25 protein-coding genes are annotated in these 26,897 nt (G+C 45.2%); 12 read left to right on the forward strand and 13 right to left on the reverse strand.

Annotated features, from left to right (window positions below):
- Positions 1 to 225 precede the first annotated feature (225 nt).
- Positions 226 to 2,046: a threonine--tRNA ligase gene (thrS, locus tag Q0394_RS06830; RefSeq protein ID WP_298946374.1), complete on the forward strand. Its 1,821-nt coding sequence runs from the start codon at positions 226 to 228 to the stop codon at positions 2,044 to 2,046.
- Positions 2,047 to 2,218: 172 nt separating this feature from the next.
- Positions 2,219 to 2,734, forward strand: coding sequence for a translation initiation factor IF-3 (gene infC / locus Q0394_RS06835; protein WP_122872973.1), 516 nt, complete (start codon positions 2,219 to 2,221; stop codon positions 2,732 to 2,734).
- 722 nt (positions 2,735 to 3,456) lie between these two features.
- Here the strand turns inward: infC and Q0394_RS06840 are convergent.
- From Q0394_RS06840 to Q0394_RS06860, 5 genes are all read right to left on the reverse strand, one after another.
- A complete protein-coding gene (locus Q0394_RS06840; protein WP_298946375.1) occupies positions 3,457 to 3,777 on the reverse strand; it encodes a hypothetical protein in 321 nt (106 codons plus the stop codon).
- A gap of 156 nt (positions 3,778 to 3,933) precedes the next feature.
- On the reverse strand, positions 3,934 to 4,893 hold the full coding sequence (locus Q0394_RS06845; protein WP_298946376.1) for a DUF3137 domain-containing protein: 960 nt from the start codon (positions 4,891 to 4,893) through the stop codon (positions 3,934 to 3,936).
- 457 nt (positions 4,894 to 5,350) lie between these two features.
- Positions 5,351 to 6,232, reverse strand: a complete 882-nt coding sequence (locus tag Q0394_RS06850) for a methylenetetrahydrofolate reductase (protein ID WP_298946377.1) — start codon at positions 6,230 to 6,232, stop codon at positions 5,351 to 5,353.
- A gap of 225 nt (positions 6,233 to 6,457) precedes the next feature.
- Positions 6,458 to 8,731 carry a 5-methyltetrahydropteroyltriglutamate--homocysteine S-methyltransferase gene (gene metE / locus Q0394_RS06855; RefSeq protein ID WP_298946378.1) on the reverse strand — a complete coding sequence of 758 codons (2,274 nt, stop codon included), beginning with the start codon at positions 8,729 to 8,731 and terminating at the stop codon, positions 6,458 to 6,460.
- A gap of 462 nt (positions 8,732 to 9,193) precedes the next feature.
- Positions 9,194 to 10,693, reverse strand: a complete 1,500-nt coding sequence (locus Q0394_RS06860; protein WP_298946379.1) for a C69 family dipeptidase — start codon at positions 10,691 to 10,693, stop codon at positions 9,194 to 9,196.
- Positions 10,694 to 10,905: 212 nt separating this feature from the next.
- Between Q0394_RS06860 and rpmI the strand changes: the two genes are divergently transcribed.
- From rpmI to Q0394_RS06875, 3 genes are all read left to right on the forward strand, one after another.
- Complete coding sequence (gene rpmI, locus Q0394_RS06865; RefSeq protein WP_298792879.1) at positions 10,906 to 11,097, forward strand: 50S ribosomal protein L35; 192 nt, start codon at positions 10,906 to 10,908, stop codon at positions 11,095 to 11,097.
- 82 nt (positions 11,098 to 11,179) lie between these two features.
- Positions 11,180 to 11,533, forward strand: a complete 354-nt coding sequence (gene rplT / locus Q0394_RS06870; protein ID WP_002944116.1) for a 50S ribosomal protein L20 — start codon at positions 11,180 to 11,182, stop codon at positions 11,531 to 11,533.
- A gap of 171 nt (positions 11,534 to 11,704) precedes the next feature.
- Entirely contained in the window at positions 11,705 to 12,193 is a 489-nt protein-coding gene (locus Q0394_RS06875; RefSeq protein WP_298946380.1) for a hypothetical protein, read from the forward strand.
- Between the two features lie 121 nt (positions 12,194 to 12,314).
- Here the strand turns inward: Q0394_RS06875 and coaE are convergent, their stop codons facing one another.
- On the reverse strand, positions 12,315 to 12,983 hold the full coding sequence (gene coaE, locus Q0394_RS06880) for a dephospho-CoA kinase (protein ID WP_298946436.1): 669 nt from the start codon (positions 12,981 to 12,983) through the stop codon (positions 12,315 to 12,317).
- Positions 12,984 to 13,053: 70 nt separating this feature from the next.
- Between coaE and purM the strand changes: the two genes are divergently transcribed.
- Positions 13,054 to 14,037, forward strand: a complete 984-nt coding sequence (gene purM, locus Q0394_RS06885) for a phosphoribosylformylglycinamidine cyclo-ligase (RefSeq protein ID WP_298946381.1) — start codon at positions 13,054 to 13,056, stop codon at positions 14,035 to 14,037.
- Between the two features lie 401 nt (positions 14,038 to 14,438).
- On the forward strand, positions 14,439 to 15,683 hold the full coding sequence (locus Q0394_RS06890; RefSeq protein WP_298946383.1) for a Zn-dependent hydrolase: 1,245 nt from the start codon (positions 14,439 to 14,441) through the stop codon (positions 15,681 to 15,683).
- Positions 15,684 to 15,816: 133 nt separating this feature from the next.
- Here the strand turns inward: Q0394_RS06890 and Q0394_RS06895 are convergent, their stop codons facing one another.
- The 4 genes from Q0394_RS06895 to Q0394_RS06910 form a co-directional block, all read right to left on the reverse strand.
- Positions 15,817 to 17,220, reverse strand: coding sequence for a sodium:alanine symporter family protein (locus Q0394_RS06895; RefSeq protein WP_298946384.1), 1,404 nt, complete (start codon positions 17,218 to 17,220; stop codon positions 15,817 to 15,819).
- Between the two features lie 110 nt (positions 17,221 to 17,330).
- The gene (locus tag Q0394_RS06900) at positions 17,331 to 17,519 is read right to left on the reverse strand and encodes a hypothetical protein (RefSeq protein WP_298946385.1); all 189 of its coding nucleotides are present in this window, start codon (positions 17,517 to 17,519) and stop codon (positions 17,331 to 17,333) included.
- A 51-nt stretch (positions 17,520 to 17,570) separates the two neighbouring features.
- A complete protein-coding gene (locus tag Q0394_RS06905; protein ID WP_298946386.1) occupies positions 17,571 to 18,755 on the reverse strand; it encodes a replication-associated recombination protein A in 1,185 nt (394 codons plus the stop codon).
- A 45-nt stretch (positions 18,756 to 18,800) separates the two neighbouring features.
- On the reverse strand, positions 18,801 to 19,220 hold the full coding sequence (locus tag Q0394_RS06910) for a helix-turn-helix domain-containing protein (protein WP_298946387.1): 420 nt from the start codon (positions 19,218 to 19,220) through the stop codon (positions 18,801 to 18,803).
- Between the two features lie 109 nt (positions 19,221 to 19,329).
- Between Q0394_RS06910 and Q0394_RS06915 the strand changes: the two genes are divergently transcribed.
- Entirely contained in the window at positions 19,330 to 19,683 is a 354-nt protein-coding gene (locus Q0394_RS06915) for a hypothetical protein (protein ID WP_122867015.1), read from the forward strand.
- A 214-nt stretch (positions 19,684 to 19,897) separates the two neighbouring features.
- Here the strand turns inward: Q0394_RS06915 and Q0394_RS06920 are convergent, their stop codons facing one another.
- Complete coding sequence (locus tag Q0394_RS06920; protein WP_298946388.1) at positions 19,898 to 22,051, reverse strand: TonB-dependent receptor; 2,154 nt, start codon at positions 22,049 to 22,051, stop codon at positions 19,898 to 19,900.
- Between the two features lie 156 nt (positions 22,052 to 22,207).
- Between Q0394_RS06920 and Q0394_RS06925 the strand changes: the two genes are divergently transcribed.
- Positions 22,208 to 22,480, forward strand: coding sequence for a DUF5339 family protein (locus tag Q0394_RS06925; protein ID WP_298946390.1), 273 nt, complete (start codon positions 22,208 to 22,210; stop codon positions 22,478 to 22,480).
- A gap of 100 nt (positions 22,481 to 22,580) precedes the next feature.
- On the opposite strand, the gene Q0394_RS06930 is transcribed toward Q0394_RS06925, so the two are convergent.
- The gene (locus Q0394_RS06930) at positions 22,581 to 23,099 is read right to left on the reverse strand and encodes a pyridoxamine 5'-phosphate oxidase family protein (protein WP_298946391.1); all 519 of its coding nucleotides are present in this window, start codon (positions 23,097 to 23,099) and stop codon (positions 22,581 to 22,583) included.
- Positions 23,100 to 23,178: 79 nt separating this feature from the next.
- On the opposite strand from Q0394_RS06930, the gene Q0394_RS06935 reads away from it, so the two are divergent.
- Positions 23,179 to 23,484: a hypothetical protein gene (locus Q0394_RS06935; protein WP_298791979.1), complete on the forward strand. Its 306-nt coding sequence runs from the start codon at positions 23,179 to 23,181 to the stop codon at positions 23,482 to 23,484.
- A gap of 211 nt (positions 23,485 to 23,695) precedes the next feature.
- Here the strand turns inward: Q0394_RS06935 and ung are convergent, their stop codons facing one another.
- Complete coding sequence (gene ung, locus Q0394_RS06940; protein ID WP_298946392.1) at positions 23,696 to 24,382, reverse strand: uracil-DNA glycosylase; 687 nt, start codon at positions 24,380 to 24,382, stop codon at positions 23,696 to 23,698.
- 206 nt (positions 24,383 to 24,588) lie between these two features.
- Between ung and Q0394_RS06945 the strand changes: the two genes are divergently transcribed.
- Positions 24,589 to 25,077 carry a YbaK/prolyl-tRNA synthetase associated domain-containing protein gene (locus Q0394_RS06945; protein WP_298946393.1) on the forward strand — a complete coding sequence of 163 codons (489 nt, stop codon included), beginning with the start codon at positions 24,589 to 24,591 and terminating at the stop codon, positions 25,075 to 25,077.
- A 26-nt stretch (positions 25,078 to 25,103) separates the two neighbouring features.
- A complete protein-coding gene (locus Q0394_RS06950) occupies positions 25,104 to 26,876 on the forward strand; it encodes a DUF4209 domain-containing protein (protein ID WP_298946394.1) in 1,773 nt (590 codons plus the stop codon).
- The last annotated feature ends 21 nt before the right edge of the window (positions 26,877 to 26,897 follow it).

Below are 26,897 nucleotides of genomic sequence, written 5' to 3' on the forward strand. Positions count from 1 at the left end.
ATTAGCGTTAGTTTTCTTAAAATATAATAAACTATATTGAGAATATTACCGATTTAACAATATTTAAAATTTAATCAATATATTCTATTATATTCAAAACTCAAATTTGACCGCCGTTTAAACCCAAATCAAATAAAACATTAAGTAAAGCTTAAAAACATTTTAGCTAAAATCAAGCCCAATTCTTTCAGCGTAAGAAAGATGTTTCGATAAAAAGGACGTAAAATGAGCGATATCATCGCATACAAACTGGACGGAAACATAGTCGATACCCAGAGTATCAACGGGCGAGAAAACGCCGCAGAACCGATTTATTTTGACAACTCCCCAGACGCGCTAAACGTCATCAGACACTCCTGTGCGCACCTCATGGCGCAGGCGATCAAAGAGCTTTATCCGCAGGCCAAATTTTTCGTCGGACCAAACGTCGAGGACGGATTTTATTATGATTTTAAGGTCGATGAAGCTAACAGCAAGCTTAGCGACGAAGATCTAGAGGCGATAGAAGCCAAGATGAAAGAGCTAGCCGAAGCAAAGCTTGACATCGTCAAAGCAAGCTCCACAAAAGCCTTTATGAGCGATAAATTTAAAGACGACGAGCTAAAACAAGAGGTGCTAAAACGCATCCCAGAAGGCGAAGTCAGCAGCTACAAGCAAGGAAATTTCGAGGATTTGTGCCGCGGACCGCACTTGCCAAATACCAAATTTTTAAGATTTTTTAAACTAACCCGCGTAGCAGGAGCCTATCTGGGCGGCGACGAGACGCGCGAGATGATAAACCGCATCTACGGCACGGCATTTGCCGATAAAGAGAGCCTAAAAGAGCACATCCGCATCATCGAAGAGGCCAAAAAACGCGATCACAGGAAGCTAGGCGTGGAGATGAAGCTATTTACATTTGACGAAGAAGTCGGCGGTGGCCTGCCGATCTGGCTACCAAACGGCGGACGCTTGCGCTCCAAACTAGAGCAAATTTTATACAAAGCGCACCGTGACCGAGGCTACGAGCCGGTTAGAGGTCCTGAGCTACTAAAAGCCGACGTGTGGAAAAAGAGCGGCCACTACGCAAACTATAAAGAAAATATGTACTTTACGACGATCGACGAGGCCGAATACGGCATAAAGCCGATGAACTGCGTCGGCCACATCAAGGTATATCAGTCAGATATCCGCTCGTACCGCGATTTGCCGCTTAAATTTTTCGAATACGGCGTCGTGCACCGCCACGAAAAAAGCGGCGTTTTACACGGGCTTTTTAGGGTGCGCGAATTTGCCCAGGACGACTCGCACATCTTTTGTATGCCAAGCCAAATCAAAGAAAATATCTTAGAAATTTTAAAATTTGCCGGCAAAATAATGGAAAATTTCGGCTTCCACTACGAGATGGAGATTTCGACCAAGCCCGCAAAAGCGATCGGCGGGGACGAAATTTGGGAAACGGCGACGAAAGCGCTAAAAGAAGCGCTTGATGAAAACGGCTTTAAGTACGGTATCGACGAAGGCGGCGGCGCATTCTACGGTCCAAAAATCGACATCAAAATCACCGACGCGCTAAAACGAAAATGGCAGTGCGGCACGATCCAGGTCGATTTTAACCTGCCTGAGCGCTTTGATCTGGGCTACATCGACGCAAATAACGAACGCCAGCAACCCGTCATGCTACACCGCGCGCTACTAGGAAGCTTTGAGCGATTTATCGGGATCTTAATCGAGCACACGGGCGGCGAGCTACCGTTTTTCGTAGCGCCTACGCAAGTAGTCATCGTGCCGATTGGCGACGCGCACCTAGACTACGCCAAAACCGTCGCTAAAGAGCTTCGCAAAATCGGCGTAGATAGCGAAATCGCGAGCAAAAACGAGAGTCTAAACAAACGCATCCGTACCGCAGAAAAACAACGCGTGCCTATGATCGCGGTACTAGGCGACAACGAAGTGGCAAATAGCGCCATCGCTCTGCGCGACCGCACGACTAGAGAACAAAAAGATATGAAGCTGGATGAATTCGTCGAGCTGCTAAAATCAAAACTCGCCGAGGTAAGTTTTTGAAACACCAGCGAAAATCCGCTAAATTTGAGCTAGGCGCGGCTTTATGCTAAGCCTGGCTTTTACCAAAATCTGCAAAAATTGTCACGGCGCAATAAATTTCTACGAAAAATACAATAAAAACACAATATTTTTGGATATAATCAACAAATTTCAACTTAAAGGAAAAAACTAATTGGCTAAAGAAAACGAAGTGTTGCTCAACGAAGATATCAGAGCGAGCGAAGTAAGATGCGTGGGAGACGACGGCACCGCATACGGCGTCATCCCAAGAGTAGAGGCCTTGAAAATCGCCGAGAAAATGGGGCTTGATCTAGTGCTAATCGCACCTGACGCTAAACCTCCCGTTTGCAAGATAATGGACTACGGCAAATTCCGCTACCAGCAGGAAAAAAAGCAAAAAGAGGCCAAGAAAAAGCAAAAAACGATCGAAGTCAAAGAAATCAAACTCTCCGTCAAAATCGCTCAAAACGACATCAACTACAAAGTCAAGCACGCTCTTGAGTTTCTAGAGGACGGCAAACACGTCAAATTTCGCGTATTTCTAAAAGGCCGCGAGATGAGCAATCCCGAAGCCGGCGTCGCGATGCTACAAAAAGTCTGGGAGATGGTAAAAGACGTTTCCGACCGCGATAAAGAGCCGCTGCTAGAAGGCCGCTACGTCAATATGTTGGTAACGCCGAAGAGGTAAAATTTGATAAATTTGGGCGAGAAATCGCTCAAATTTTAACCTTAAAATTCGGCAAAATTTGACGATAAGTATCTACTTTTAGATCCTGGTTTTTAAATTTTAAGGCATTTTATAATCATGCAAAAAGAAAATTCAAGCAAGTCAAATCGCTACACAAACGATCAGATCAAAGAAATTTTAAAATAATAATAGAGCTATCAAAAGGGTTTATTTCTTATGAAGTAGCGGAGCGAGAAACGCTAAAAATCGTCCCGACATATCCAGCCCACAATCTCAAAATCTATACCAACCAAATGAGAAAAACTCTTGCCGGTATAGGCGAATACGGCTTTGGTTTCCCTGCTAACTGGGCGCAAGCGCTACTTGAAATAACGAGCGGCGAAGAGCGAGCGCAAATTTTTAGCCCTTAAAGAGCAACAGCGACTGTATCTCGAAAAAGACGGTAAAAATAACAAAAAGCTAGAAAAAGTTCTTCAAGCCGCCGAACAAAATTTGACTGAACAAAATCCAAGCAGGCTCGGCAAATTTAGAAAATATCGCGCCAGAGTATAAATTTACAGTCTCACAAAAAACAGACTTGTGCTACGACGCCAAAAACGTAAAATTTGATAAATTTGAGCTAAAATCGCTAAAGAATAAATTTCGTATGCGAACTGCCTAAAGCCAAATTTCACGCCCAAAGTGACCGCATATTTAAAGCTAGTGCCCAAAGCCAGCCGCGATTATTTGCCTACTTTTCTACAGCAGTCTTTTCGTAATCCATTGCTTTTTTCGCAGCATCTTTCATAAGCTTGCTTTGATAGAACGGCGTCCTTTTTCACGCGCTGATCAGTCGCGCCGCCTCTACCGTACTCATATATCTCGCCAAGGCCTTTGCATGATGCGGTATCATCCTCACTATAGCAACCTTTCGTAAAAATCTGTACCGCCGTAGCCCACTCCCCCTTTGATACAGCCTGCGCTCCATCGCCATGGCTCTTGCCGGCCTGGGCCGAAGACAACGCCAAATAAGTCAAAAAGATCGCGAAAATCAACTTTTTCATGACGACTCTTTTATGTGGATTTATAAAGCGATTATACTACAAAAACGCTTTTATGTTTGGAAAATATTTACGCTATATCGTGATTAAATTTATGTAAAATTTTATCATTGCATTCAAATTTGAGCTGCGACTCACAAAGCCGTCCAAATTTCAAAATTACCAAATTTTGCGGTTTAAATTTGGCTCTTTTACTATCTGCGTAAAGCTTTCTATCTCGCTCTCATAGGCAGTTAGCGTCGCTTCATCCGCTAGCGATTTGCCAAGCTGCGGCTCGAAGTCGTCGCGCCGGGTCTCGACGGCGATAAAAATTCGACCATCCTTAAAAACGGCATTTACAGGCGCATCTAGCCTGAGGCAAAGCTGAGTAAAATTTTCCATCAGCGCCGGGCTAAGTGCGTATCTAGCGCCGATCTGATCGGTCGTATAGACGTCAAATATCTCCTCAAATCTCACGTCGTCCATATTTGCCTTCTGCCCGTAAACCGCTAAATTTCGCGAATTTACGTGCGCGATTTGCGTTATGGAGCTTAGCTTTTTATTAAAATCCGCCTTAAAAAGCACGCCTTGAAACTGCACGACCGTATCGGTGCTGTTTTTCTTTTTCACCTTTTTAGCCGCGTAAAAGTCGCTAAATTTGACGCTAACACCATCTATAACGCCCTCAACGAGATCCTCGCTGCTCCACTCATCAACCCTGCAATCGTAAATCGTAAAAAAATCATCAAGCCCTAGCCCGCGGTCTTTATCGTAGCTAAGGCCGTGCTTTTTTATGATCTTTTCTATGATTTGACGTTTAAAATTTGCCCTAAATTCTCGCCTTTTAGACGCAGTCAAAAGGCTAGTCGTCGCAGCATATGAGATCGCGCCCAGCGTCACGCCGAAAATCGCGTCTAAAAAATACGCCGCAGCTGCGCCTACGCAAACGCCTACCGCAAGGGCGATTAGGTTTGCTTTTTTGACGGCGGCTACTAAATTTACGCGCTCGTTTTCTAGCTCTTTTAGCTCTGGCGAAAGCTCGCTTTGGGCTGAGTTTTGAGCGTTCTCGCTTAAATTTTGGGCGGGTTTTTCGCCTAAGGCCGCAAAAAGATTAGAAGCCGCGGGAAGTGCAAAAAGCACGGCTATGGCGCCGACAAAAATAAAGGTAAATAAAGTCTCCGTTTTAACTCCTTTACACGTTTGGCCGCTTATTTTGTGGCTTGTTGGCTCGCAAACCAAAGCCGCCAAGTGCGGTTAAATTTCGGCGCGGTAATTAAGCCTAGGCCGCGCGGTCCGGACTCGCGCTTAAATTTACGCCGCTTTTTTATCTCGCATTTTTTGCTTAAATTTAATCCGTCCGCCGCTTTATTTCGTTCCGATTGTCTGCAAATTTAAACGATCCATGCTCCTTTTTCTCGAGATTGCCGCCTCTTTTCGTTTAAATTTCGCTCTTTCAAATTTAGCGCCTTACGGAAATTTAAGATTTTGGACAAAAGCATATAAATTTAAACAAACCTACGCGAAGGTAAAATTTACTTTGCGGCGCAACCTTAACGCCTAAATTTCACGCTCTTGTCGCCCGAATTTACCGCTTGCCTTAAAGCAGCCTAAACTCGCGGGCTAGTTCTAAGCTCGCTTCGATCTCGGCGCGCTTAGCCATTACGCTTTCGATGTTTGCGCTCAAATTTAGCCCGTTTTCGTCGCCGAATTTCTTTAGCTCGCGCCAAATTTCTTTGATTATCTCGCAACTTTGCGCCAGATAGTCCTCGCTAGCGTTTAGACGCGCCTCAACCGCGCTAGGCACGCTAACGCCCAGCCATTTGATAAACTCTAGCGTTTTTGGGTTGCCCGCTGTTGAAAACGTGAGAAATATCGGCTCGGTTATTTTCGCGGCGGCGCAGTCCTCTAAAAATTTACGCGTCATCTGTGCGTCAAAAATGGCCTGCGAGATGAAAAACTTCGCCCCAGCCGCGATCTTTTCACGCATCCTTTGCGCCTCATCACCCTTTTTGGCATGACGCTCGGCGATACACACGCCGCCGACGGCTAAATTTTCAAATTCGCCCGCAATCTCGTACGCGCGAGCCAAATTTAACCGAACTTTTTGCGAGCTAGACGTAGCTCCGACGAGTACGTTTAATTTTGAGCTTTGAGCCGCAATCGCCGCGCGAAATACGCCCTCGTCGTAGCCGCTAGCCACGCGGTAAAAGATGCTTGGAGTCGAGACGTTTAGGTAGTCGCGGTAATAGATTTCGGGACTTAGCGTGCCGCTGAACTCAAATGTCCGCTCGCTATCGTTTCGTTCGCTCTCGTCTTGCACCTCGTAAAGTACGAGCCCGTCGGCGTTTATGCTCTCTATCCTGCCCGTCCAACGATCCGAGATGTCGCGCAGCTTAGCCTCGTCAAATTCGGCCTTGGGCGGCGTTAGTCCGTAGAGTACGAGCCCCTTTTCTTTGTTTAAAATTTTTTCTTTTAGCATGAAATTTCCAAATTTAAAATGTAGAAAACCGCGCCGTTTGCGGTCAAATTTATGCCGTGGCGGCGCGTGCGCAGGATAAATTATTCGCCGCGACCGACAAATTTGACCCGCGTCAAATTTGAGCCGGTTTTAAACATGAGCTCAAAATTTAGCGGGCAAAGCCGCTCTCGTCGCAAATTTAAGCGGCAAAAGCGGCAAATTTATCCGAGTCGCAAGCGGTCGAAATTATGAATTTCTTACGATTTTGACGGCTTCGACCATATTTTTTAGGCTCGGCTCGACCTCTTCCCATTTGCGCGTTTTTAGGCCGCAGTCAGGGTTGATCCAGAGCTGTTCTTTTGGTAGAACCTCGAGTAGCGCGCGGATCTGGCGCACGATCTCATCGGTGCTAGGTACGCGCGGGCTGTGGATGTCGTAGACACCAGGGCCGACTTCTTGTTTGTAGCCGACGGATTTAAATATCTTTAGCAGTTCGTTGCCGCTGCGAGCCGTCTCGATGCTGATGACATCAGCGTCCATCGCCTCGATCGTCTTGATGATGTCGTTAAACTCGGAGTAGCACATATGCGTGTGGATCTGCGTTTTAGGCTCGGCCGAGCTAACGGAAAGTTTAAAGCAATCAACCGCAAATTTCTCGTACGCAGGGATGTTTTCGGCGCGTAGCGGATAGCCCTCTTTAAACGCAGCTTCGTCCACTTGGATGATGCGGATGCCGGCATCTTGCAGGTCTGCGATCTCGTCAAATATGCAAAGCGCAAGCTGCTTGGCCACTTCGCTGCGAGGTAGGTCGTCGCGCACGAAGCTCCAGTTTAGCATGGTTACAGGTCCAGTTAGCATGCCCTTCATTATGCGGCTAGTGCGACTTTGGGCGTATTTCATCCACTCGACGGTCATCGCCTTTGGGCGGCTCACGTCGCCAAAAAGTAGAGGCGGTTTCACGCAGCGGCTGCCGTAGCTTTGCACCCAGCCGTTTTCGCTAAATGCATACCCTTCGATCTGCTCGCCGAAATACTCGACCATGTCGTTGCGCTCAGGCTCGCCGTGAACTAGTACGTCTAGGCCGATATCTTCTTGAAATTTGACGCAGTCGTCTATGTATTTTTTGATACCTGCTTCGTATGCAGCTGCGTCGATCTCGCCTTTTTTGAAGTTTTGGCGAAGCACTCTTAGCTCGACGGTTTGTGGGAAACTACCTATCGTCGTAGTCGGCAAGATGCCGTAGTTTAGGCTTTCGCGCTGGATTTTGATGCGATCTTCAAATTTATCTTCGCGCTCAAATTTGACTAGATTTTTCACGCGGTTTTGCACACTTGACGAGTGGATCAAATTTGACGTTGCGCGCGTTTTAACCGCAGCTTTGTTTTCTTCGTAAATTTTGCTCTCCACCGCGTTTAGCGCTACGCCGTTAGCTAGTTTGGTTATGATTTTGATCTCGTCTAGTTTTTCTACGGCAAAGCTCAGCCAGCTTTTGACCTCGGAGTTTAGTTTTTCTTCGTATTTTAGGGCATAAGGCACGTGAAGCAGCGAGCAGCTAGGTCCGACGTAGAAATCTTTGCCGCCGATTTTTTCGCTGATTTCGCGGACTAAATTTACCTTTTCGTCGATGTTGCTTTTCCAGATATTTCGTCCGTCGATGACGCCTGCAAATAGCGTTAAATGGCTATTTTTGATAGTTTCAAGCGCTTCGAAATTTCTTTTGCCGTGAACGAAATCAAGTCCGATACCATAAATTTTAGTTTTCGCTACTTCAGCGACCGCCTTTAGCGCGTGCTCAAAATACGTCATAAACACGATTTTTACGTTGCCGGCGGCTTCGGCTAGTTCGTTATACACCTTACCGATGACGCTAAGTAGGATATCTTCGTTTTTATCGGTCGCAAAAATCGGCTCGTCAAACTGCACCAAAATCTCATCGTCAAGCGTCGAAAGTAGCTCAAGTAGCTTTTTGTACTCTGCGACTAGAGCGTTTAGTTTTTTAAACGGGCAGCTGCCGTCAGTGGTCTTTGAAAGCGCCAAAAACGTGATAGGGCCGATCAAATTTACCTTGCCTTTTACGCCCGCAGCCTTTGCCTCTTCGTATTCGGCAAGGATTTTTGATGCATCAAGCTTAAACGACGTCTCGGCGCTAAGCTCAGGCACGATGTAGTGGTAGTTTGTGTTAAACCACTTCGTCATCTCCATCGCTACGCCGGTTTTGTTACCGCGCGCGCAGGCAAAATACTGCTCTCGTCCGCTCAAATTTGCAAATCTAGGCGGTACGGCGCCAAACGCGACGATGCTATCAAGCATCAAATCGTAAAACGAAAAATCATTTACGCTGATAGCCGAGATTTCGGCGTCTTTTTGGTATTGCCAGTGTCTGTTTTTTAGCGTTTTAGCGACGCTTAGCAAATTCTCCTCGCTAAAGCCCTCTTTGCCGGCCCAAAGGCCTTCAAGTGCGCGTTTTAGCTCTCTTTTTTCTCCGATTCGTGGGAAACCCGTAACATAACTTTTTATCATTTTAATTCCTTTAAATTTTGATTTTTTATTTTTAAATTTTATGCGCTATAAGCTTGATATTTTGAAAAGAGCGGGCTTAGAAACGGCGGGTGGCAACCCGATTTTCTCAAACTAAAATAGAATTTATAAAAAACTCTACTAAATAAATTTCGCCCGAATTTCAGACGCTGCTTCGCTTTGTTTTTAAAAATGCAATTACAATGCACCCTTCGCGGCGATAGAAATAAATTTATATTAATGTTTAAAAACGTGAAATTATTTAAAAATTTGGCTGTTTTTTTAAAGTCGTTTGCGGTTTTTTTGCTAAGATTAAAGAGTCTCAGGCATGGGGCAAGGCATTAAGCTCATCCTTTTGGGGTCAAATTTGAGCCGTATTATAAAGATTTTTAAAAAATAAATCAAGAAGTTTTTATCAAATTTGGGCTAATTTGAGGCAGGCCGCAGCCCGCCCCTTAAATTTGCCTAGTCTTTTTTGCCTTTGTTTAGCGATTTTAGCTTGGCGTCGGTGTCGTCGGTCAGCATCGTAAAGATTTCATTCGTCAAATTTTGCGTTAGAGCCTTGGCTTCCTTCATCATATTCGTCGAAAATTCGTTTAGCAGCTTGTTTGCTTTGGCTTTGTCTTTTTTGTAGAGTTTGACGTATTCGTCTTCAAATTTGGCCTGCTTGACCGCGAGCGCGTCCTCAAACTCCTTGTAGGCCTTTTTCACGACAGGCGAATACTTCTCATAGTCCATCATCACGAGGGTTTGCAGCTTTCTATATGTCCAATAAATGGACTCGTCGTCGGCCTTATACGAGCCCTTGTCGTAGCCGTCGATAAATTTGTCGAGGCCATAGTAATACGGCAAATAAACGCCAAGCTCCGACATACCAAGCGCCACGTATGTCACTCTGCCGATCTCTTGCGGTAGCCACGGGCGCACCTGCATGACGTGCGACTCGTAGGTTCTAAAAACGCTCACGGCGCGGTAGATGTTTTTTTGATTTTCGTCTTTGCTCGCGTAGTTATCGTATGCAGTGCCGTCGTAGTGGGATCTGAGCGCGGTTTTTAGATCCTGCACGCTTAGCTTTTTAGCCGGTTTTAAAAATACCGGATAGTTGCCACCGTCAAGGGTCTGCTTATCTTTTAACTCGGGATTAAACATCTGCTGCACCCAGCAAACGCGCGGATAGTTGTAGGTCATATCTCTCTCATCGTCCCTGGTGTAGGCCTTGGTAAACTGAAATTCTCCGTCTTTTGCCGGATCGTAGGCACCGTTATCTTGGGCAAATTTGATCAAATTTTTCGACCCCATAAAATTCGGATCGTTTTCTTTGTAGTTTTGTAGTCTGCCTTGGTTTGCGGAAACAAAATACTCGTCTTTGGGTAGTTTAACCGCCATCCAGTGATGACCGGTGCCGGTTTCAAAGTACCAAAGCTCGTTTTTATCGACGAACACTACGCCAAAACCCTCTCCCGCACCCGTAGTTTCTACGATCTCACCGAGCAGCTTCACGCCCTGCGCCGCGCTTTTCATACGAGGTAGCAAGACGTCTGGGATATCGTCCTCCGTGATGCCGGTTGCTTCGTTATACGGATCGATTTTTAGCAGTTCGTCTTTAGCATATATGGTCTCGGTGCCGCTGATGCCCACGCCCGCGTCATTGTAGCCGACAGCGCCGTGAAGCTTGGTATGGGAGTTTGCTATCGTCGTGTATCTCATGCTCTCTTTTGGTAGCGGATAGGTAAAATCATTTGCCCCGTCGTGCGCCTTTGAGCTGTGGACGCCTTTTTGATTGGATTTTTTCGGATGTATCAAAAATACCTGCGCCTTTATCGCCTTGCTATCGGCACTCCTGGCTATCAACATAGAGCCATCGTCAGAGGCGCCCTCTCCAACCAAAATAGTCGTGCAAGCTAGCGCGTTTGCGCAAAACATCGCGCTTATTACCGCCGCAGAGGCGAGAAACTTCATCTTCATCGTTACTCCTTGATTTGAGATAATAAATCTAAGTGAAATTATAGGACTAAAAATATTAATTAAATCTAAAATTTAAGCTATTTTCAAGATTGTATTATAAATTTGTTTTGTATTCTGACGCGCGCACCTTCAAATTTAAATTTCTTAAAGGAATTTTGGGTATAATCCCACTCTTACGCGTAAGGCGTAAAAGAAATTTTAAAAGGATTAGTATGCCTAAGATGAAGACAGTTCGCGGCGCTGCTAAACGTTTTAAAGTGGGCAAAAACAAGATCAAAAGAGGCTCTGCTTTTAGAAGCCACATTTTGACAAAAAAATCTCGCAACCGCAAGAGAGATTTACGCTCGCCTCAATACGTAGCCAGCACAAACGTCGCAAGCGTCAAAGCGATGCTCGGAATTTAAGTTTTTGACGAAAAGTCATTCCAAACTCCCCCAAATTTGGGGCAAGACTCACTCAGTGAGCGCCGATTTGTAAAGGATAAATATGGCAAGAGTAAAAACAGGCGTAGTTAGAAGAAGACGCCATAAAAAAGTTTTAAAACTAGCTAGAGGTTTTTTCAGCGCTAGACACAAACACTTTAGAAAAGCTAAAGAGCAATTAGAAAGAAGTTTGGTCTATGCATACCGTGATAGACGCCGCAAGAAACGCGACTTCCGCCGCTTGTGGATAGTGCGCATCAATGCTGCGTGCCGCCTAAACGACATTAGCTATTCTCGCTTTATCGCGGGACTTAAAAAAGCAAATATCGAGCTTGATAGAAAAATCTTAGCCGATCTAGCTATGAATGACGCAAAAGCTTTCAGCGAGCTAGCTTCAAAAGCAAAGGCTGCTTTATAATACCCAGGGGCGGTTCCCGCTCCTTTTTCTTTGATTATTTATTTTAATTAAATTTGATCGTTCACCCCCCCCCCCAAAAAAAAATCGCAATAAAACAAATTCCGCTCCAAATTTTAATTTTTGTTTTTCGTTTTTTCCGATAAAATACCGCCTCAAATTTAAGGAGCAAAAATGGATATACAAAAACTAAATCAAAACCTAAATAAACTCAACAAATTTTTATTTATTATCTTAGGCATTGCCGTCGCGATCTGGATCGGTGTAGAAGTTTTTGTAGGCAGTAAAGTAGAATACACAAAAGAGCAGATGAAAGAAAATTTATGCGAAGCATCAAATGTAAAAGAAATGCTGGCGCGACTAAATTCAGATCTTCCGAGAAAACTAGACGAGATAAATACGCTAGAAAAAATCGTCTGCGAAAACCGCCGTTTTGTTTATCATTATGCGCTTGGTAAAGGGCTAGAAATGGATGAAAACGCGTTAAATGATAAAGATATCGCCGAGCTAAAAGAGGAGCAAACAAAGGAACTCAAAAAAGAATTTTGCGAGGATACGCGGTTAAAGGCCGTACGCGAGATAGCTGACGGCGTGGATTTTGTTTATTATATAAAGAACAAAGAGCTGATTCGGGTAAAACTTGAAAGCAAAGACTGCAAATAAACTAAAATAATCAACGTAGCTTGCGTCACAAGTAGCAGCAGGACTGGATATGACGACAAACTGTCGCTGCCAAGTGACTAAAGCAGTGTTCAAATAGCATAAAATGCCGTGTCATAACAAGTTAAGCTATTTTTTCCAAAAAAGACCCGGTTTCATCTCTTAAATTTTGCAAATCACCGCTATTATCTATAACAAAATCCGCCATAGTGCGCTTTTGTTCGATATCTATTTGTAGCTCCACGCGGCACTTTGCAGCAGCGTGATCCAGCCCATTTCGCTTCATCACGCGCGCGATTAGCGTTTCTTTAGGTGCATAAACGACCGCTACTTTGTCAAAAAACTCATACCTCTTACCCTCAAAAAATAGCGGAATATCGACGAAATAAAGCTTTCCTTTCGCCTCCAAAGCCCGCGCCTGCGATAAAATTTCAGCCGTTATCTTTGGATGCATCAACGCTTCGAGCTTTGCAAGCTCTGTGGGGTTTTTAAACACCAGCTCGCCTAGTTTTTTGCGGTCCACCGAAACGTAGGGCGCGGACGAAATTTCCTCATCCGATCTAGCGTTAAATTCCGCGTGCGAGCCTAAATTTCCGGCCTGCGCGTCCTTTTGTACGACGTATTGCGCGCCGAAAATTTCAGCCACCTGAGCGGCGCAGCGATCCAAAATGTCATGCGAAATCTTATCGGCGTCGATGATCTCAAATCCGCGATCACGAAGCAGCTCGCAAACCGCGCTCTTGCCGCTACCGATGCTGCCCGTGATGACGACGGCGTGTTTAAATTTCAAGATGGGCCTTTATAGCGTTTTTATTCGATTTTGGCTAAAATCTGCGAAATTATACCATCTTGGAGGATAAAATTTGATAAGCTACAAAGACGCGGGCGTCGATATAGACGCGGGAAATGACTTCGTAAACGCGATAAAACCGTTCGTTAAAGCAACGCAAACTCCGCACGTTTTGGGCGGTATCGGCTCATTTTCGGGCGCTGTGAGGCTACCTGCAGGCTATAAAAAACCTGCGATCCTGGGCGCCACCGACGGCGTGGGCACAAAGCTGCGACTCGCGATCGACGCGCACAAATTTGACGGCGTAGGTCAAGACCTCGTCGCGATGTGCGTGAACGACCTCATCTGTAACTTCGCCGAGCCGCTATTTTTCCTCGACTACTACGCGACGGCAAAGCTCGAGATCACGGATGCCAAAGAGGTAGTAAAAAGCATCGCCGAGGGCTGCAAACTCGCCCGCTGTGCACTGATCGGCGGCGAAACGGCGGAGATGCCCTCGATGTATGAAAAAGGCGACTTCGACCTTGCGGGCTTTGCAGTGGGCATCGCCGAGGAGGACGAGATCGACCGCTCAAAATTCGTCCGCGAGGGCGACGTACTCATCGCGCTTCCTAGCAGCGGCCTGCACTCAAACGGCTTCTCGCTCGCACGAAAAGTGGTCGCCGAGCTGGGGCTAAAATTTGACGACAAAGTGGACGGTCGCGCACTCATCGACGTGCTTTTGGAGCCGACTAGGATCTACGTCGGCGACTTTTTAAATTTAAAAGATAAAATCCACGCGCTCGCACATATCACTGGCGGTGGCATCGTGGAAAATCTGCCGCGCGTATTTCCGGAGGGGCTGGGCGCGAAGATCGAGCATGCCGCGATCCGCACGCCTGAGATCTTTAAAATCATCGCGCAAAAGGTAGAGCCTGCCGAGATGATGAGGACGTTTAACATGGGCGTGGGTATGATCGTCGTAGCGCCAAAAGAAAACGCCGACTTTGTGCTAGCAAGTACCGACGGCTACGTCATCGGCGAGATCGTAAAAGGACAGGGTGCGCAGCTAGTTTAAACGGTCAAATTTAACTTTGGCTCGCCAGCAAATACGCTACGAGCCAAAGATTTATAGGCGGTAAATTTATGTTGCCAACCGCTTTCCTCAAAAACCACTGCTTTTGTTTAAATTTGACCATCATATTTTCTGCAAATTTATATCTCAAACCGGGCAATTTGTTAGTAAAATTTAGTATATTATGGTATAAAGTTTTTACTTTGCTGTTTATAAATTTTATATTCAAAGCTGATTTTAGAGCTAAATTCTAATAAAACTAACGTTAGCGTTTGTTAGCTCTTAGATCCCAAACATTATCTAAAATCCAAAAAATTAAATATTGTATTAAATAAAAATATTAAAGTATAAATTTAATGCTTCTTGGCTAGAATTTGGTAAATTTTAAATACGAAGGATGGGCGATGAGCATAAATTTGGATAGACTTAAGGCGCTTTTTAGCGAGATAAACGCGATCAACGACGAGGGCTTCGGCGCAGGGATGAGTCGCCTAGCCTACACGCGCGAGGATAAGGCCGCCAGAGAGCTATTTATCGCGCGCTGTAAGGAGGCGGGGCTAAAAGTACACATAGACGCCATCGGAAATATCTTTGCTAGGCGCGAAGGTGTTGAGCCCGAGCTGCCAGCGGTAGCGTTTGGCTCACATCTAGACACCGTGATAAACGGCGGCGAATTTGACGGGATTCTGGGCGTCCTGGGCGGGCTAGAGCTGATTAGATCGCTAAACGACGAGGGCGTGCAGACGCGCAGACCGCTCGAGCTCATCGTCTTTGAGTGCGAGGAGTCAAGTAGATTTAACATCGCGACGCTTGGCAGCAAGGTAATGTGCGGCAAGCTAGGTTTTGAGAAACTTAAAGACGTGCGCGACTTTCAAGGGCGCGCTATCGGCGAGATTTTTTCTGAGTTTGGCATCGATCTAGCGAGCATCGAAAAGGCTAAAAATTTAACGCCGGGCTACGAGAGTTTCTTTGAGCTGCACATCGAGCAGGGGCCGCTACTAGATAACGAAAACATCCAAATCGGCGTAGTGAGCGCCATTGCCGCGCCGCATAGATTTGGCGTACGCGTGCAAGGTCAAGCCCAGCACTCCGGCACGACCGCGATGAAGTATCGCCACGACGCGCTTTGCGCAGCGGCGCAGATAGTGCTAGCCGTCGAGGGCGTCGCGCAGAAAAACGTGGCAAACGGCGTGGTAGCGACCGCGGGCAACTGCACGGTAAAACCGGGCGTCATGAACGTCGTGCCGGGCGAGACAACGCTACTAATCGACCTGCGCGGCATTGACCTAGTCACGCGCGAGGAGGCCTACGAGCAGATCCTAGCCGAAATCTCGCGCATCGAAACCCAGCACGGCGTCAAATGCGAGATCAAGCAGCTAGCCTTTGACGAGCCGTGCGCACTGGACAGCCGCCTCATCAAGCTCATCGCCCAAAAAGCCGCAGCTCTCGGTCTTAGCTTTGAGATCATGCCAGGCGGCGCAGGACACGACGCGATGCATATGAGCGCACTTTGTCCGACTGCGATGATTTTCATTCCGTCTAAAGACGGTATCAGCCACAATCCGGCGGAATTTTCCAGCTGGAGCGACATCGCTAACGGCGTAAATTTACTAAAAAGCGTGGTTTTAGAGGCAGCGGAAAGGGTTTAAGTTTAGACCAAATTTGATGCTGCAAAAGTTATCGGTAGCGCAAATTTGAGTCATAAATTTGACGTAGCGTAAAACGGCAATAAAAAACGAATTTTACGGCACATGTCTGTTGCCGTAAAATTTACTACGCCGCTCAAGCCTTCCTTATATACTCGTTTGGATCGTATTCTTTGCCTTCGTCGTGATCTTTTAGAAGTTTAACCACGATCGGGCTAAGCGCGATGATGGCAATCAGGTTTGGAAGCACCATGAGGCCGTTAAACATATCGGCCAGCTCCCAGACGAAATTTATCTTTAGCAAGCTACCAGCGAACACAAATCCAACGACTAATATCTGTAAAATTCGCACGAATTTGGCTCCAAAAAGGTAACGCACGTTGATCTCGGCGAAGTAGTACCAGCCCAAAATCGTCGTAAAAGCAAAGAAAAACAAGCAAATCGCCACGAATCCGTAGCCGCCAGCGTGCCCCAAAACATGCGTCGAAAACGCCTCTTGCACGAGCGAGATGCCAGTTAGCACGGCTTTGCCGTTTTCAAAATGTATCACGTCGGCGCTAAGCACGACAAAAACGGTGATATTTAGCACGATAAATGTATCAACAAACACACTCATGATGCCGAGCACCGCCTGATCGACCGGGTGTTTGACGTTAGCCGCAGCGTGCGCGTGAGGAGTCGAGCCCATACCTGCTTCATTTGAAAACAGTCCGCGCGCGATACCGTATCTCATCGCCGTAGCTATCGTGGCTCCAGTCGCACCGCCCCAAGCTGCGGACGGATTAAACGCGGCTTCAAATATAAGCGCTATGACGCCGGGAATTTTATCAAGATTAAAGCAAATGATCACAAGTCCGACCGCGACGTAGAGGATGGCCATGATAGGTACAATCTTTTCGGCGACTCTGGCGATGGCTTTGACGCCGCCGATAAAGATCATAGCGCAAATCGCCGCCAAAAACAGTCCGCTCGCCCACTGCGGTATGCCAAATGCGCCCTTAAAGCCGTCCGATATCGAGTTGGCCTGCACCATATTTCCCATAAAGCCGAGCGCCAAAATGATAGCCAGCGCAAAAAACGCCGCCAAAACCTTGGCATAGCGGCTCTTTAGCCCGCGGCTGATATAAAACGCGGGTCCGCCGATCATGTGCCCGCTGTCGTCTTTGGCGCGGTAAATTTGAGCTAGGCAGATCTCTGCGAAATTCGTTGCCATGCCCAAAAACGCCGCGCACCACATCCAAAATATTGATCCCGGCCCGCCCATGATGAGCGCGGTTGTGGCACCCACGAGGTTACCCGTGCCCACCTGCGCCGCGACGGCCGTGGCGACTGCCTGAAACGAACTCATGCCCGATTTTCCCGCCGCTTCGCCGTGCAATGAGAAGTTACCGAAAAGCCTATTAAGCCCCATTTTAAACTTAAAAATCTGTACGAAACGAAGCCTAATAGTAAAATAAAGCCCCGTACCGCAAAGTAGCGCGATGAGGAAATACGGCCCCCAAAGGAATGAATTTATAGAGCTTACGAGGTCGGTGAGCATGGATTTGCCTTTATTTTTTAAAATTCTTCAAGTATATTTAAAAAAATATAAAACTAAAATAAATAATAAAAATTTTTTAGCCTATTTTAAAAATATACGTCAAATTTGGATCAAATTTCGCAAAACACCGATTTTTGAAGCATTTTTAAATTTGATTTTGCCGTTACGTTTGGAGTTTGCGCAAATTTACCGAGGAATTTAACAAGCCTGGTAAAAACCAAAAGATGAAATACGGCAAATTTGAGCGCAATGCTTTTTGTAAAATTTGGCGTGACACCATAGGTAAATTTGATCGGCATAAATTTAATGTAAGCCGCTCAAATTTACCGCCCATCGCGGGCACTCCAAATTTAGCCCTTAGATTTTATTTTAGCCAGCCACTCGTCCAGCGTTTTTTCAAAGCCGATGCCCTTACTCTCGTAAAATTTAAGCGGTTTTTCGAGATATTTTTGCTCTACCCAGCCGCCGAAACTATGCGGATACAGATAGTCCTTGGCCTCGGGCGCGGTGTTGATGAGATAGGGCGGGATGGCTAGCGGCGGCTCGGTTTTTACGTAGGCTAGTGCGGCGTTTATGGCCTTGTAGCTGGAGTTTGACTTTGGCGAGTGAGCCAGATATATCGCGCATTGAGCCAGGATTATACGCGCTTCGGGGAAGCCGATCTTGCTAACGGCAGCTAGCGCGTTAGCGGCTAAATTTAGCGCGTTAGGGTTTGCGTTACCGATGTCCTCGCTGGCAAATATCGCCATCCTGCGCGCGATAAAATCAGCACTCTCGCCCGCGTCTATAAGCCGTGCCAGATAGTACATGACGGCGTTTTCATCGCTTCCCCGCAGGCTTTTTATAAATGCGCTTGCTAGTCCATAATGCACATCGTCCTCGCTAACACCTTCGCTAACCGCGTTAGCTCGCAGCGTTTTTAAATTTTCTAACGTTATTTCCTCGCTCAGACTCACGGCAAACTCGAGCAAATTTAAGAGTCCGCGTGCGTCTCCGCCGCTGCTTTTTACGAGATAGGCCTTAGCTTCGTCTGAGATATCAAATTTTACCTCGCCCCTCACGCGCTCAAGCAACTTTTCAAAATCCTCGCTCGCAAGCGGCTTAAACTCAAAGAGCATCGAGCGGCTGCGGATACCCGAGCTTAGCGTGAAATATGGATTTTCGGTGCTAGCTCCGATGATGGCGGCGCGGTAGTTTTCCATTGGTATCAGCAGAGCTTCTTGCTGCGTTTTGCTGAGGCGGTGGATCTCGTCGATGAAAAATAACGGCTTAAAAAGCGCATTTTCGTGGTTTTTTAGGATTTTGCGAAATTCCTCGATCTTTAGGTTTCCGCCGTCAAATTCGTAAAAATCATACTCCATCGACCGCGCGACGACGCGAGCAAAGCTAGTCTTGCCGCAGCCTGCCGGCCCATAAAATATGCTGTGCGGGATTTTTTTGTTTTCGATAAATTTTTTAAAAACGCCCACCAACTCGCGCTGTCCGCAGATCTCGTCTAAGCTGCGCGGGCGAAATTTCAAGGCGAAATTTTGCAAATTTGCTCCTTTTAATTTTTAAGACATTATAATGGAAATTTGGCGTTATTCAGCAATTTGCTTTAAAATTAGGTTTAATTTCTCGACATTTTGTCTGTTTTGGCTAAGAGAGCCTTTGAGTATTTCAAGGCTTTTTGGCGATAAGTATTCTAGAAGTTCTATAATATCTCTATATTTATAGTTTAGTTCATCATCCCCATATAACCGTTTTAGTATTTTGTCATTTTGCCTTTTATCGTCGCTAAAAAAATCTTGCTCAAAGACCCCAAGCGCATTGGCAATAAAAGGAAGCATATCGGCTTTTATTTCTATATTTCCGTTTAGATAGGCATAGATGCTCGATTCTGTAGGTATTTCGCCCGTTCTTGAGGCTTTCATATCGAGGTTCATCAGACGTTTTGCGAGTTCTCTTTTACTGATATTTTTCTCTTGTAAAATTTCATTTATTCTTTGTACGACTTTCATAAAATTCTCTATTTTCCAGATTTTTATGATTATATGCAGATAAATTATCTATAAAGAATAATTTAAGTATTGATAAACTATAATTTTAATATTTTGAAAAGGAGAAAAAATGAAAAAGATACTTTTGATATCTTGTTTGTTTCTGATTGGATGTAGCGGTAGTAGTGTAAAAGAAGCGCCTCTTAAGATGTCATATTCCACACAAGTTAACCGATTTTCAGGGGTGCGCTATTCTATAATTGAAATAACTTCGCTATCAAATGACTTGGTTATTAAAGACGTAAGACTCAATAAAGGCAACTGCGTTATTAGAAAGATGATGCTCGCCAATGGCAAAATAGAAGAGCTGTTTCCTATGAAATTAACATATGGCAATAGTATAAAACGCACCGCGACTTGCAAAAAAATACTGGAAGCTGAAGTTGTTACCAATGATGGCAGTTGGGCTTTTACTTGGAATTAAGGATATATTATGCTAAATACAAAAAACGTAAATATAGTTTGTCTATGCGGCAAACTACTTGAAAACAGAAATATATCAAAAAATACATCCGCTTCTTTTACCAAAAAATGTGACTGCTGCAAGAAAAATATTTTTATACAAATAAAAAATAGTGAAGTCTTTGTAAGTTATAAATAATAAAACTTAGAGGCGATTTATCGCCTCTAACATAAACTTAAAACGTCTTTTCAAAATCTACGTAGAAGTTCCTGCCTTTGCCCACTCTGGTCGTATTTTTAAATCCGTTTGCGAAAATGTACTCTTTGTTAAAGATATTGTTTACGCCAAAGCTGATTTTTAGCCCTTTGTTTAGCAGATAGCTGTCGAAATTTTTCGGCTCCCATCGGCCTTTAAAATTTACGATAGTAAAGGTTTCGTCTACGTATTCGTATTTTTGGCCGCGCATGACGTAGTATTTCTCGTCGTTGTTAGGCCTAAACCAATGCGTCATGTCGCCGCCCAGACTAAGCCCCCACGGCTCGTATCTATACATCGCGCCCAAAGTTAGCTTATCAGCATAGACGGTGAGTATCTTTTTGGTCGCTTTGTCGTAAATTTTCGTATGGTCGTATCCGAGCGAGAATGTAAGGTTGTTTATCGCGTATTTGGACTCGATCTCGACGCCTCGGCGCTTTGCATTATCGACGTTTTCGTACATACCGTAGCGTCTGCCCGGCGCTTCGGCGTCAAATGGCGGATTGCCTTTATCCGGTCTCGCTTTTAAATTTATCATATCTTTGATGTTGCCGTCGTAGTAGGTAGCCTTAAAATACAGCTCGTCATCGCCCAAAAGCCCCTGCTTGTCGATAGAAAAGCCCACTTCGTACTCTTTTGCGATTTCAGGTTTTAGGTCTGGGTTTGGTATGTACCAGTAGTGCGGATTTAACGGGCCGGCCGATGACGTTTCGTTTGGAGTAGGTCCTCTAAAGGTCTCCGCATAACCCGCGAGTAAATTTACGCCGTCAAAGACCTCGTATGCAAGGCCGAGTTTTGGGGAAAATCTAGACTCGGAGTATGAGTTGCGATCGCCGCTTTTGACTCCGCGTTTAAATTTATCAAACCTGCCGCCCAGAGTAAACTCAAATCTACCTACGCTAAATACATCTTGCGCGTAGATACCGAGGTCTTTGTAAAAATTCGGAAACGAACCGAAGTCGCTAAGCGCGCCGTTGTACCAAAATATCGCGTCCTCTTTTCTGTGTTCGTAGTCGATGCCGGTAACCAGCCTGTGCTCTAGCATGCCGGTGTCAAAGAGGCTTTCGTTTTTGAGCCTGACGCCCCATCTGTCGTCTTTGTTTTTGTAGTCGATGTAGACGGGATTGCCTCTACTAAAGCCTGTTCTGATCCTGTGATTTAGGGCTTTTGCGTTGTAGTACTGAGCGGAGAAATTTATCCACCTGTTATTTAGCGGAGTGTATTTGTATATCACGCTATAGTCTCGCTGTTTTAGACGTCCCGAGGTAGGTAGCTCCGCGTCCTCGCTCCAGAAAAGCGACTGCCAAGGCGAGGAGGAGAATTTTTCGTGATAGTTAAATACGCTAGCCTCCAAAGCATGCTCGTCGGTTATCGCCCACTCGGCTTTGGCAAAGACGGTGTTTACCTGCTCGTCGTTTTCCGCGTATTTCACGCCCGAGCGTTTGCCGTCTCTAGCCATCTTTATCTTGCCGAAATCCGCGTGCTTGCCATAGAGTAAAATGCCGAAATTTTCCGTAGGTTTAGCTGCGATGGCGGCTCGATTTGAGTTCATGTGGTTGCTCTCTTGGCGGTGGCCGATCGTGACGCCGTAGTCGCTGCCCGGGTTTATAAAGTCGCTCACGTCCTTGGTTCTCATACTAACGATACCGCCGATCGCGCCGCTGCCGTGCAGCACGGAGCTAGCGCCCTTTACGACCTCGACGCGTTTTAGCAAGTCATTATCCACGCGAAAGGTTGAAATTTGATTAGAAAAAAGCGAAGGCGAGCGCTTGATACCGTCTTGTTCGATGATGACGCGCGCTTCACTTTGATAACCAAAGCCGCGGATGTTGTAGTACTGGCCGACTTGTCTACCGTGGTCGTTTCCGAGCATTACGCCGGGCACCGAGCCAAGGGCGTCGATGACGGACGGCGATTTTACCAGGTCGTTTTGATTTAGGACGCTGACCTGGCCGGCGTATTTAGCGACGTCTGTTTCACTCCTATTTGCCGTGACGGAAACCATATCTAGCTTTACAGATCCGGTTGCATTGCTGTCGGCTCGCTTAAATTTGCCATCCACTCCTCCCGTCTGTGCGAGAGCCGAGGCTGCACTCAGTAAAACTACAGCCGCAATAATGCTAAATTTACCCATAACATCCCCTTTATATTAAGAAATTGATAATAGGTATAATTTTATCTATTTTTTATTTAAATTAACTTTTATTTTTAACGAGATTTTTAAATTTGATTTACGAAAAAAGGAAAGAAAAAGGATATAATGCCCGCCTATTTCATCTAAGGAGAATATATGAAAAAGTCATTGTTAGTAATCGCCGCCCTTGGCGTAATGGGCGCAAATGCCGCTGCCACGGTTGAGCTTTCGCCTTCTTGCGAAGAGTACTTTAAGCTAGTCAACGAGTTCGTCGAAAAAACTAAAGACAACCCGCAAATGGCGGCTATGAAATCTACTTACGAAGATCAAAAAGCCCAGTTCGCTCAGCTTCCGCAAGACTCACAAGAGGCCGCTTGCAAACCTGCCCTTGAACAAATGAAGCAAGTTATAGCTACGCTACCTAAATAATTTTTATCCCTCCGCTTGGAGGGATTTTTTGTTTTTTCAAATTCTTAGTTACTATCCAAATTTTATATATTTATCAAATTTGCCGCCCCAAAGCGCAAATTTAATCCCGAATAATCTTCGCCTTTGCCGTTATGCTCGCGATCTTTAGCTCGTAGATATTCATCGCTTTTAGCCCGTGAGCTGCCGCGACGTCGAAGGTACGCATGTAGTTTGGCGTGTATTTTTTGCTAAGTAGCCGCAGCGCGTGCAGCCTCGCCGCCTCGTCCGTCACGGCGTAAGCCTTGGTCATGGCGACGGCGGATTTGTATTCGGTCGTAAAGACTTTCGCGCCAAGCGCCTTACCGTCGTCCTTGATCGCATCTAGCTGCTCGTCTGTTAGAACCGGTACCCGCGCGTAGCTCACGCAAACTAGCGTCACGCTCTTGCCATCTTTTAGTAGCTTTGCCTTAGAGCCTGCAGGCGCGCCGTGCAAAAACACGCTCTCGCCCTCGCGCACGACCGAGATTGGCACGCTAAAGATCTCGCCCGCCTCACCAATGCAAGAGATCGTGCCGTATTCGCACGCATCGATGATCGCAAGCCCTTCTTGCGCGGTTAGTTCTCTATCTTTTCGTCTCATTTTCCACCTTTAAATTTTTGAAAATTATAAAATTTAAAACCTAAAAAAGTGTATAATTTCGCAAATTTAAAGGACGGCGATGAGAAAAATATTGATATTTTACGCTCTGGGTACACTGGCTTTAGGCGCTCAAAACGCATGCGAGGAGTACGTGAATCAAAGCAAAATTTACCTAAACGAGCTTTATGAAATAAAATCTAAGCAGCTAAAAGACGATCCGCAGGCCTTTAGGCTCTTTGAGCTCAAATTTAGCGAGCTGCAAAAAGCTCAGGAGGGCCAAGCAGCGCTAATCATACAAAGCGGCGACGAGAAATTTTGTGAGCGCGAATCGGCCAAGATAAAATCCATGTTAGATGAGATGAGAGCGGAAAAGGCGCAAAAGTAGGCGTTTGTATAGACAAATTTGAGTCGCTTTTGCCTAGCAAAGCCAAAAGCTCTACAATCAAATTTGAAACCCGCCAAACCTAGTCTGGCAAGCTTTTGAATGCAAATTTGACGTAGCCTGGCGCAATTAAAACCGCATGCTTACCAAATTTTGCAAACTAGTTTTAGCCAAATCATAAAAGCTCGTTTTGTCGCAGCCGCATAAAAGCACCCTAACTAGCGTTATTTAAATCCCAATCTATCGGCGCTTTGCCGTGCTCGGCGAGATACAAATTCGCCTTTGAAAAGTGCCTGCAGCCAAAAAACGCGCCGCGTGCTAACGGGCTTGGATGAGCCGCCGTTAGTACAAGGTGTTTGTTAGCGTCGATGAGAGGGATTTTGGCCTTAGCCGGGTTACCCCAGAGCATGAAAACGACGTTCTGGGCGCGTTCGCTAAGCTTCCTGATCGCAGCGTCCGTAAACTCCTGCCAGCCGAAATTCGAGTGCGAGTTAGCCTGTCCTGCACTAACGCTTAGCGTCGCATTTAGCAGTAGCACGCCCTGCTTCGCCCAGTAACTCAGATCGCCAGAGTTTGGCTCCGTTACGCCCAAATCGTCGCGGATTTCTTTGTAGATGTTGGCGAGGCTCGGCGGAATTTTAACGCCGTGCGGCACGGAGAAGCTTAGCCCCATCGCCTGACCCGCGCCGTGGTACGGGTCTTGGCCCAGGATCACGACTTTGACGGTATTGAACGGCGTGAGATTAAAGGCGTTAAATATCAGCGCGTTTGGCGGATAGACCTCGCCGGTAGCCTTTGCGCGCAAGAAATTTTCCTTTATGCGGGCGAAATTTTCGCTCAAAAATTCATCTTTTAGCGCTTCTTTCCAACCCGCTTCGATTTGGATTTTGTCGATCTGCATGATTTTTCCTTTGTAAATTTGCTCTTTTTCTTTACGTTTATTTTAAGGCAAATTTACGAAATGATAGCCAAAAATATTTAAATTTAAGCGGCTCAAGATGTGGTCAAATTTAGATGCATTTAGCTTGTTAAATTTCCAAAAAAGAGCAGGGCAGTTTTAAAAATTTGCTGTATAATTTAAACTAAATTTTAAATAAAGGAATAACGATGTCCGAGCAAATTTTTGAGAAGCTAAAAGAGCTGCTAAGCGCGCAAAATGCAGACTTTCGCACCGTATCTCATGCGAGCGCCAAAACGTCGGCCGAGGTCGCCGTAGCGCGCGGAACGCAGCTAGGACAGGGCGCAAAGGCGCTCGTTTGCGCCATAAAAGGTGGCGGCGCCAAACGATATGTTTTGGCGGTACTGCCGGCGGATTATAAGGCTGATTTACAGCTCATCGCGCGCGCACTTGGCGGATCAAGAGCTAGCCTAGCAAGCCCCGACGAGGTCGCGAGGCTAACGGACTGCGTACCCGGCAGCGTTCCGCCCTTTAGCTTTTGCGAGGAGTTAGAGCTAATCGCCGATCCTAACTTATTTACGCGCTACGCCGAGCTTGCTTTTAACGCAGGCTTGCTAGATCATTCTATCATTTTAAATACGAAAGACTACGAACGTATCGCGCGGCCGAGATTGGTCAAATTTGCGATGACGGAGTAAGAAATTTAGTCTAAAAAGGATAAAATTTGATCGAAAAAATACAGCAAACAACGATAACTAAAGATAATTTTTTGGGTATAAACTTGAACGAAATACTCAAAGACGCAAAATATTTTGACGATTACAGTTTTAAATTTGCGGACTTGTGCAAGGAAAATTTTAGAAATGGAAATTTAAAAGCGAGCAAGGTATTTTATTTATTAAGAAATGCTTGCTCTATGACTTTAAAACCCGGAAGCCTAAACGAGCCGTACGAAGCCGGGTGCATCTGGGGCAATGGCAGACCGGCAATATTGGATGATTTTACCGAGCAAGATTTGGAATTTTTCGAAAGTATTTTGGATGAAATAACCGATTGCAGACTAAAATCAAGGATAGCCGATATTTTATGGATTTTAAAAAGTCCCAAAAATACTAAATTTTTAGAGATCGCCGCAAATGAGTACTCGAAAATATCTCTAGAGCCAAGCTCGCTAAATCAATTTAAGATAGATGCGTTTGAAAGAGCTATTAGACTATCGCAGCTATCTAAAATTACAAAAAATCAATACGCCGAAATATCGAATAAAATTTTAGAATGTTTTAATAAGGCAGAACCGGCCGATAAATACTACTGCTTAAGGATGTCGTATTTATTAGATATCGCTAAGCTAGACAAAAAACTGCAATCAAGCGTAGCTGAAAAATTAGAAAATTTTGCCGATACCTTTGCCAAAGAGGAAGAATTTATTGCAGCAATAGACTATTACCAAGAGTCGCAAAAATGGTATAGGAAGCTCGAAAATAGCCATAAAATAGCCGAAACTGCACTTAAAATAGCTAATATCTTAATAGAAAAAGCAAAAGGAAATGGCGCTATATCGTCAAAAATAGATCTAGAGCAAGCGCTAAAAGAGCTTAGAAGCGTTCCCAAAAAAGATAGAAATAGGCTAGGAATCGATCAAAAAATAGACGAGATACGCGAGCTGATAGAGCAAAATAATCAAGATATCGGAAGTGAAATGAGCTTAATTGCTACCGATAAGATTGATATTTCACGCTATCAAAATAATGCAAAGCTAGCAGTAAAAGGCAAGCAACTAACTGAAGCGATATTATGCCTAGCTAATATCACAGCAAATCCGCTATATGAAGATATCAAAAAGTCATCCGAGAGCATTTTAAAGGAGTCTCTGCTTTCAAATTTTATTACTCAAATTTACGTAGATACCGACGGAAGGAAACCATCGCAAATAACGACAAAAGATGATCGATTAAAACATGAAATGTACCAGGAATACTATATACACGTCAAGTTGGCGGTAGACGGCAGTATACTGCCCGCATTTTGGCAAATTTTAGAGGAACATAGAGTGCCTATACGCTTCATTTATGATATTTGCAGAAATTCTAGCACGGTTCCGGCTGGCAGGGCAGATATCTGGGCGCAAGGTTTATATTACGGTTTTGACAGAGATTTTTTGGTTTCAAGTCATTTGCTGATACCTCAAATAGAGCATTTGACGAGAATTTTGCTACAACAAGAAAAAATTCCTACGACTACTATCGATGAATACGGCGTAGAATCGGAAAAAAGCATAAACTCGCTTTTACAAGAACCAAAAATATATGAATTGCTCGGGAGAGATTTGACGGAAGAGCTAAAATTTCTACTAACGGAGCCGATGGGGCTAAACTACAGAAATAAAATATGTCACGGACTAGTCGGCGAATCTCCAAACGATGCCGATATTTATATTTGGTGGCTTTGCCTTAGGCTAGTGGTTAATAATTGTGTTTTATTCGGGGTTACTCGCTAGAATTTATTACTTTAACTGCAA

The sequence above is a fragment of the uncultured Campylobacter sp. genome, from assembly GCF_938039205.1.
Taxonomy (GTDB): Bacteria; Campylobacterota; Campylobacteria; order Campylobacterales; family Campylobacteraceae; genus Campylobacter_A.

What these genes read in the sequence shown, in the direction of transcription:
- rplT (WP_002944116.1), top strand. Translation starts at nt 11,180, where the DNA reads ATGGCAAGAGTAAAAACAGGCGTAGTTAGAAGAAGACGCCATAAAAAA.
- Q0394_RS06945 (WP_298946393.1), top strand. Translation starts at nt 24,589, where the DNA reads ATGTCCGAGCAAATTTTTGAGAAGCTAAAAGAGCTGCTAAGCGCGCAA.
- Q0394_RS06895 (WP_298946384.1), bottom strand. Translation starts at nt 17,220, where the DNA reads ATGCTCACCGACCTCGTAAGCTCTATAAATTCATTCCTTTGGGGGCCG.
- thrS (WP_298946374.1), top strand. Translation starts at nt 226, where the DNA reads ATGAGCGATATCATCGCATACAAACTGGACGGAAACATAGTCGATACC.
- metE (WP_298946378.1), bottom strand. Translation starts at nt 8,731, where the DNA reads ATGATAAAAAGTTATGTTACGGGTTTCCCACGAATCGGAGAAAAAAGA.
- Q0394_RS06920 (WP_298946388.1), bottom strand. Translation starts at nt 22,051, where the DNA reads ATGGGTAAATTTAGCATTATTGCGGCTGTAGTTTTACTGAGTGCAGCC.
- Q0394_RS06925 (WP_298946390.1), top strand. Translation starts at nt 22,208, where the DNA reads ATGAAAAAGTCATTGTTAGTAATCGCCGCCCTTGGCGTAATGGGCGCA.
- Q0394_RS06860 (WP_298946379.1), bottom strand. Translation starts at nt 10,693, where the DNA reads ATGAAGATGAAGTTTCTCGCCTCTGCGGCGGTAATAAGCGCGATGTTT.
- ung (WP_298946392.1), bottom strand. Translation starts at nt 24,382, where the DNA reads ATGCAGATCGACAAAATCCAAATCGAAGCGGGTTGGAAAGAAGCGCTA.
- Q0394_RS06935 (WP_298791979.1), top strand. Translation starts at nt 23,179, where the DNA reads ATGAGAAAAATATTGATATTTTACGCTCTGGGTACACTGGCTTTAGGC.
- Q0394_RS06915 (WP_122867015.1), top strand. Translation starts at nt 19,330, where the DNA reads ATGAAAAAGATACTTTTGATATCTTGTTTGTTTCTGATTGGATGTAGC.
- Q0394_RS06910 (WP_298946387.1), bottom strand. Translation starts at nt 19,220, where the DNA reads ATGAAAGTCGTACAAAGAATAAATGAAATTTTACAAGAGAAAAATATC.
- Q0394_RS06850 (WP_298946377.1), bottom strand. Translation starts at nt 6,232, where the DNA reads ATGCTAAAAGAAAAAATTTTAAACAAAGAAAAGGGGCTCGTACTCTAC.
- Q0394_RS06890 (WP_298946383.1), top strand. Translation starts at nt 14,439, where the DNA reads ATGAGCATAAATTTGGATAGACTTAAGGCGCTTTTTAGCGAGATAAAC.
- rpmI (WP_298792879.1), top strand. Translation starts at nt 10,906, where the DNA reads ATGCCTAAGATGAAGACAGTTCGCGGCGCTGCTAAACGTTTTAAAGTG.
- Q0394_RS06900 (WP_298946385.1), bottom strand. Translation starts at nt 17,519, where the DNA reads ATGCCGATCAAATTTACCTATGGTGTCACGCCAAATTTTACAAAAAGC.
- Q0394_RS06840 (WP_298946375.1), bottom strand. Translation starts at nt 3,777, where the DNA reads ATGAAAAAGTTGATTTTCGCGATCTTTTTGACTTATTTGGCGTTGTCT.
- Q0394_RS06930 (WP_298946391.1), bottom strand. Translation starts at nt 23,099, where the DNA reads ATGAGACGAAAAGATAGAGAACTAACCGCGCAAGAAGGGCTTGCGATC.
- Q0394_RS06875 (WP_298946380.1), top strand. Translation starts at nt 11,705, where the DNA reads ATGGATATACAAAAACTAAATCAAAACCTAAATAAACTCAACAAATTT.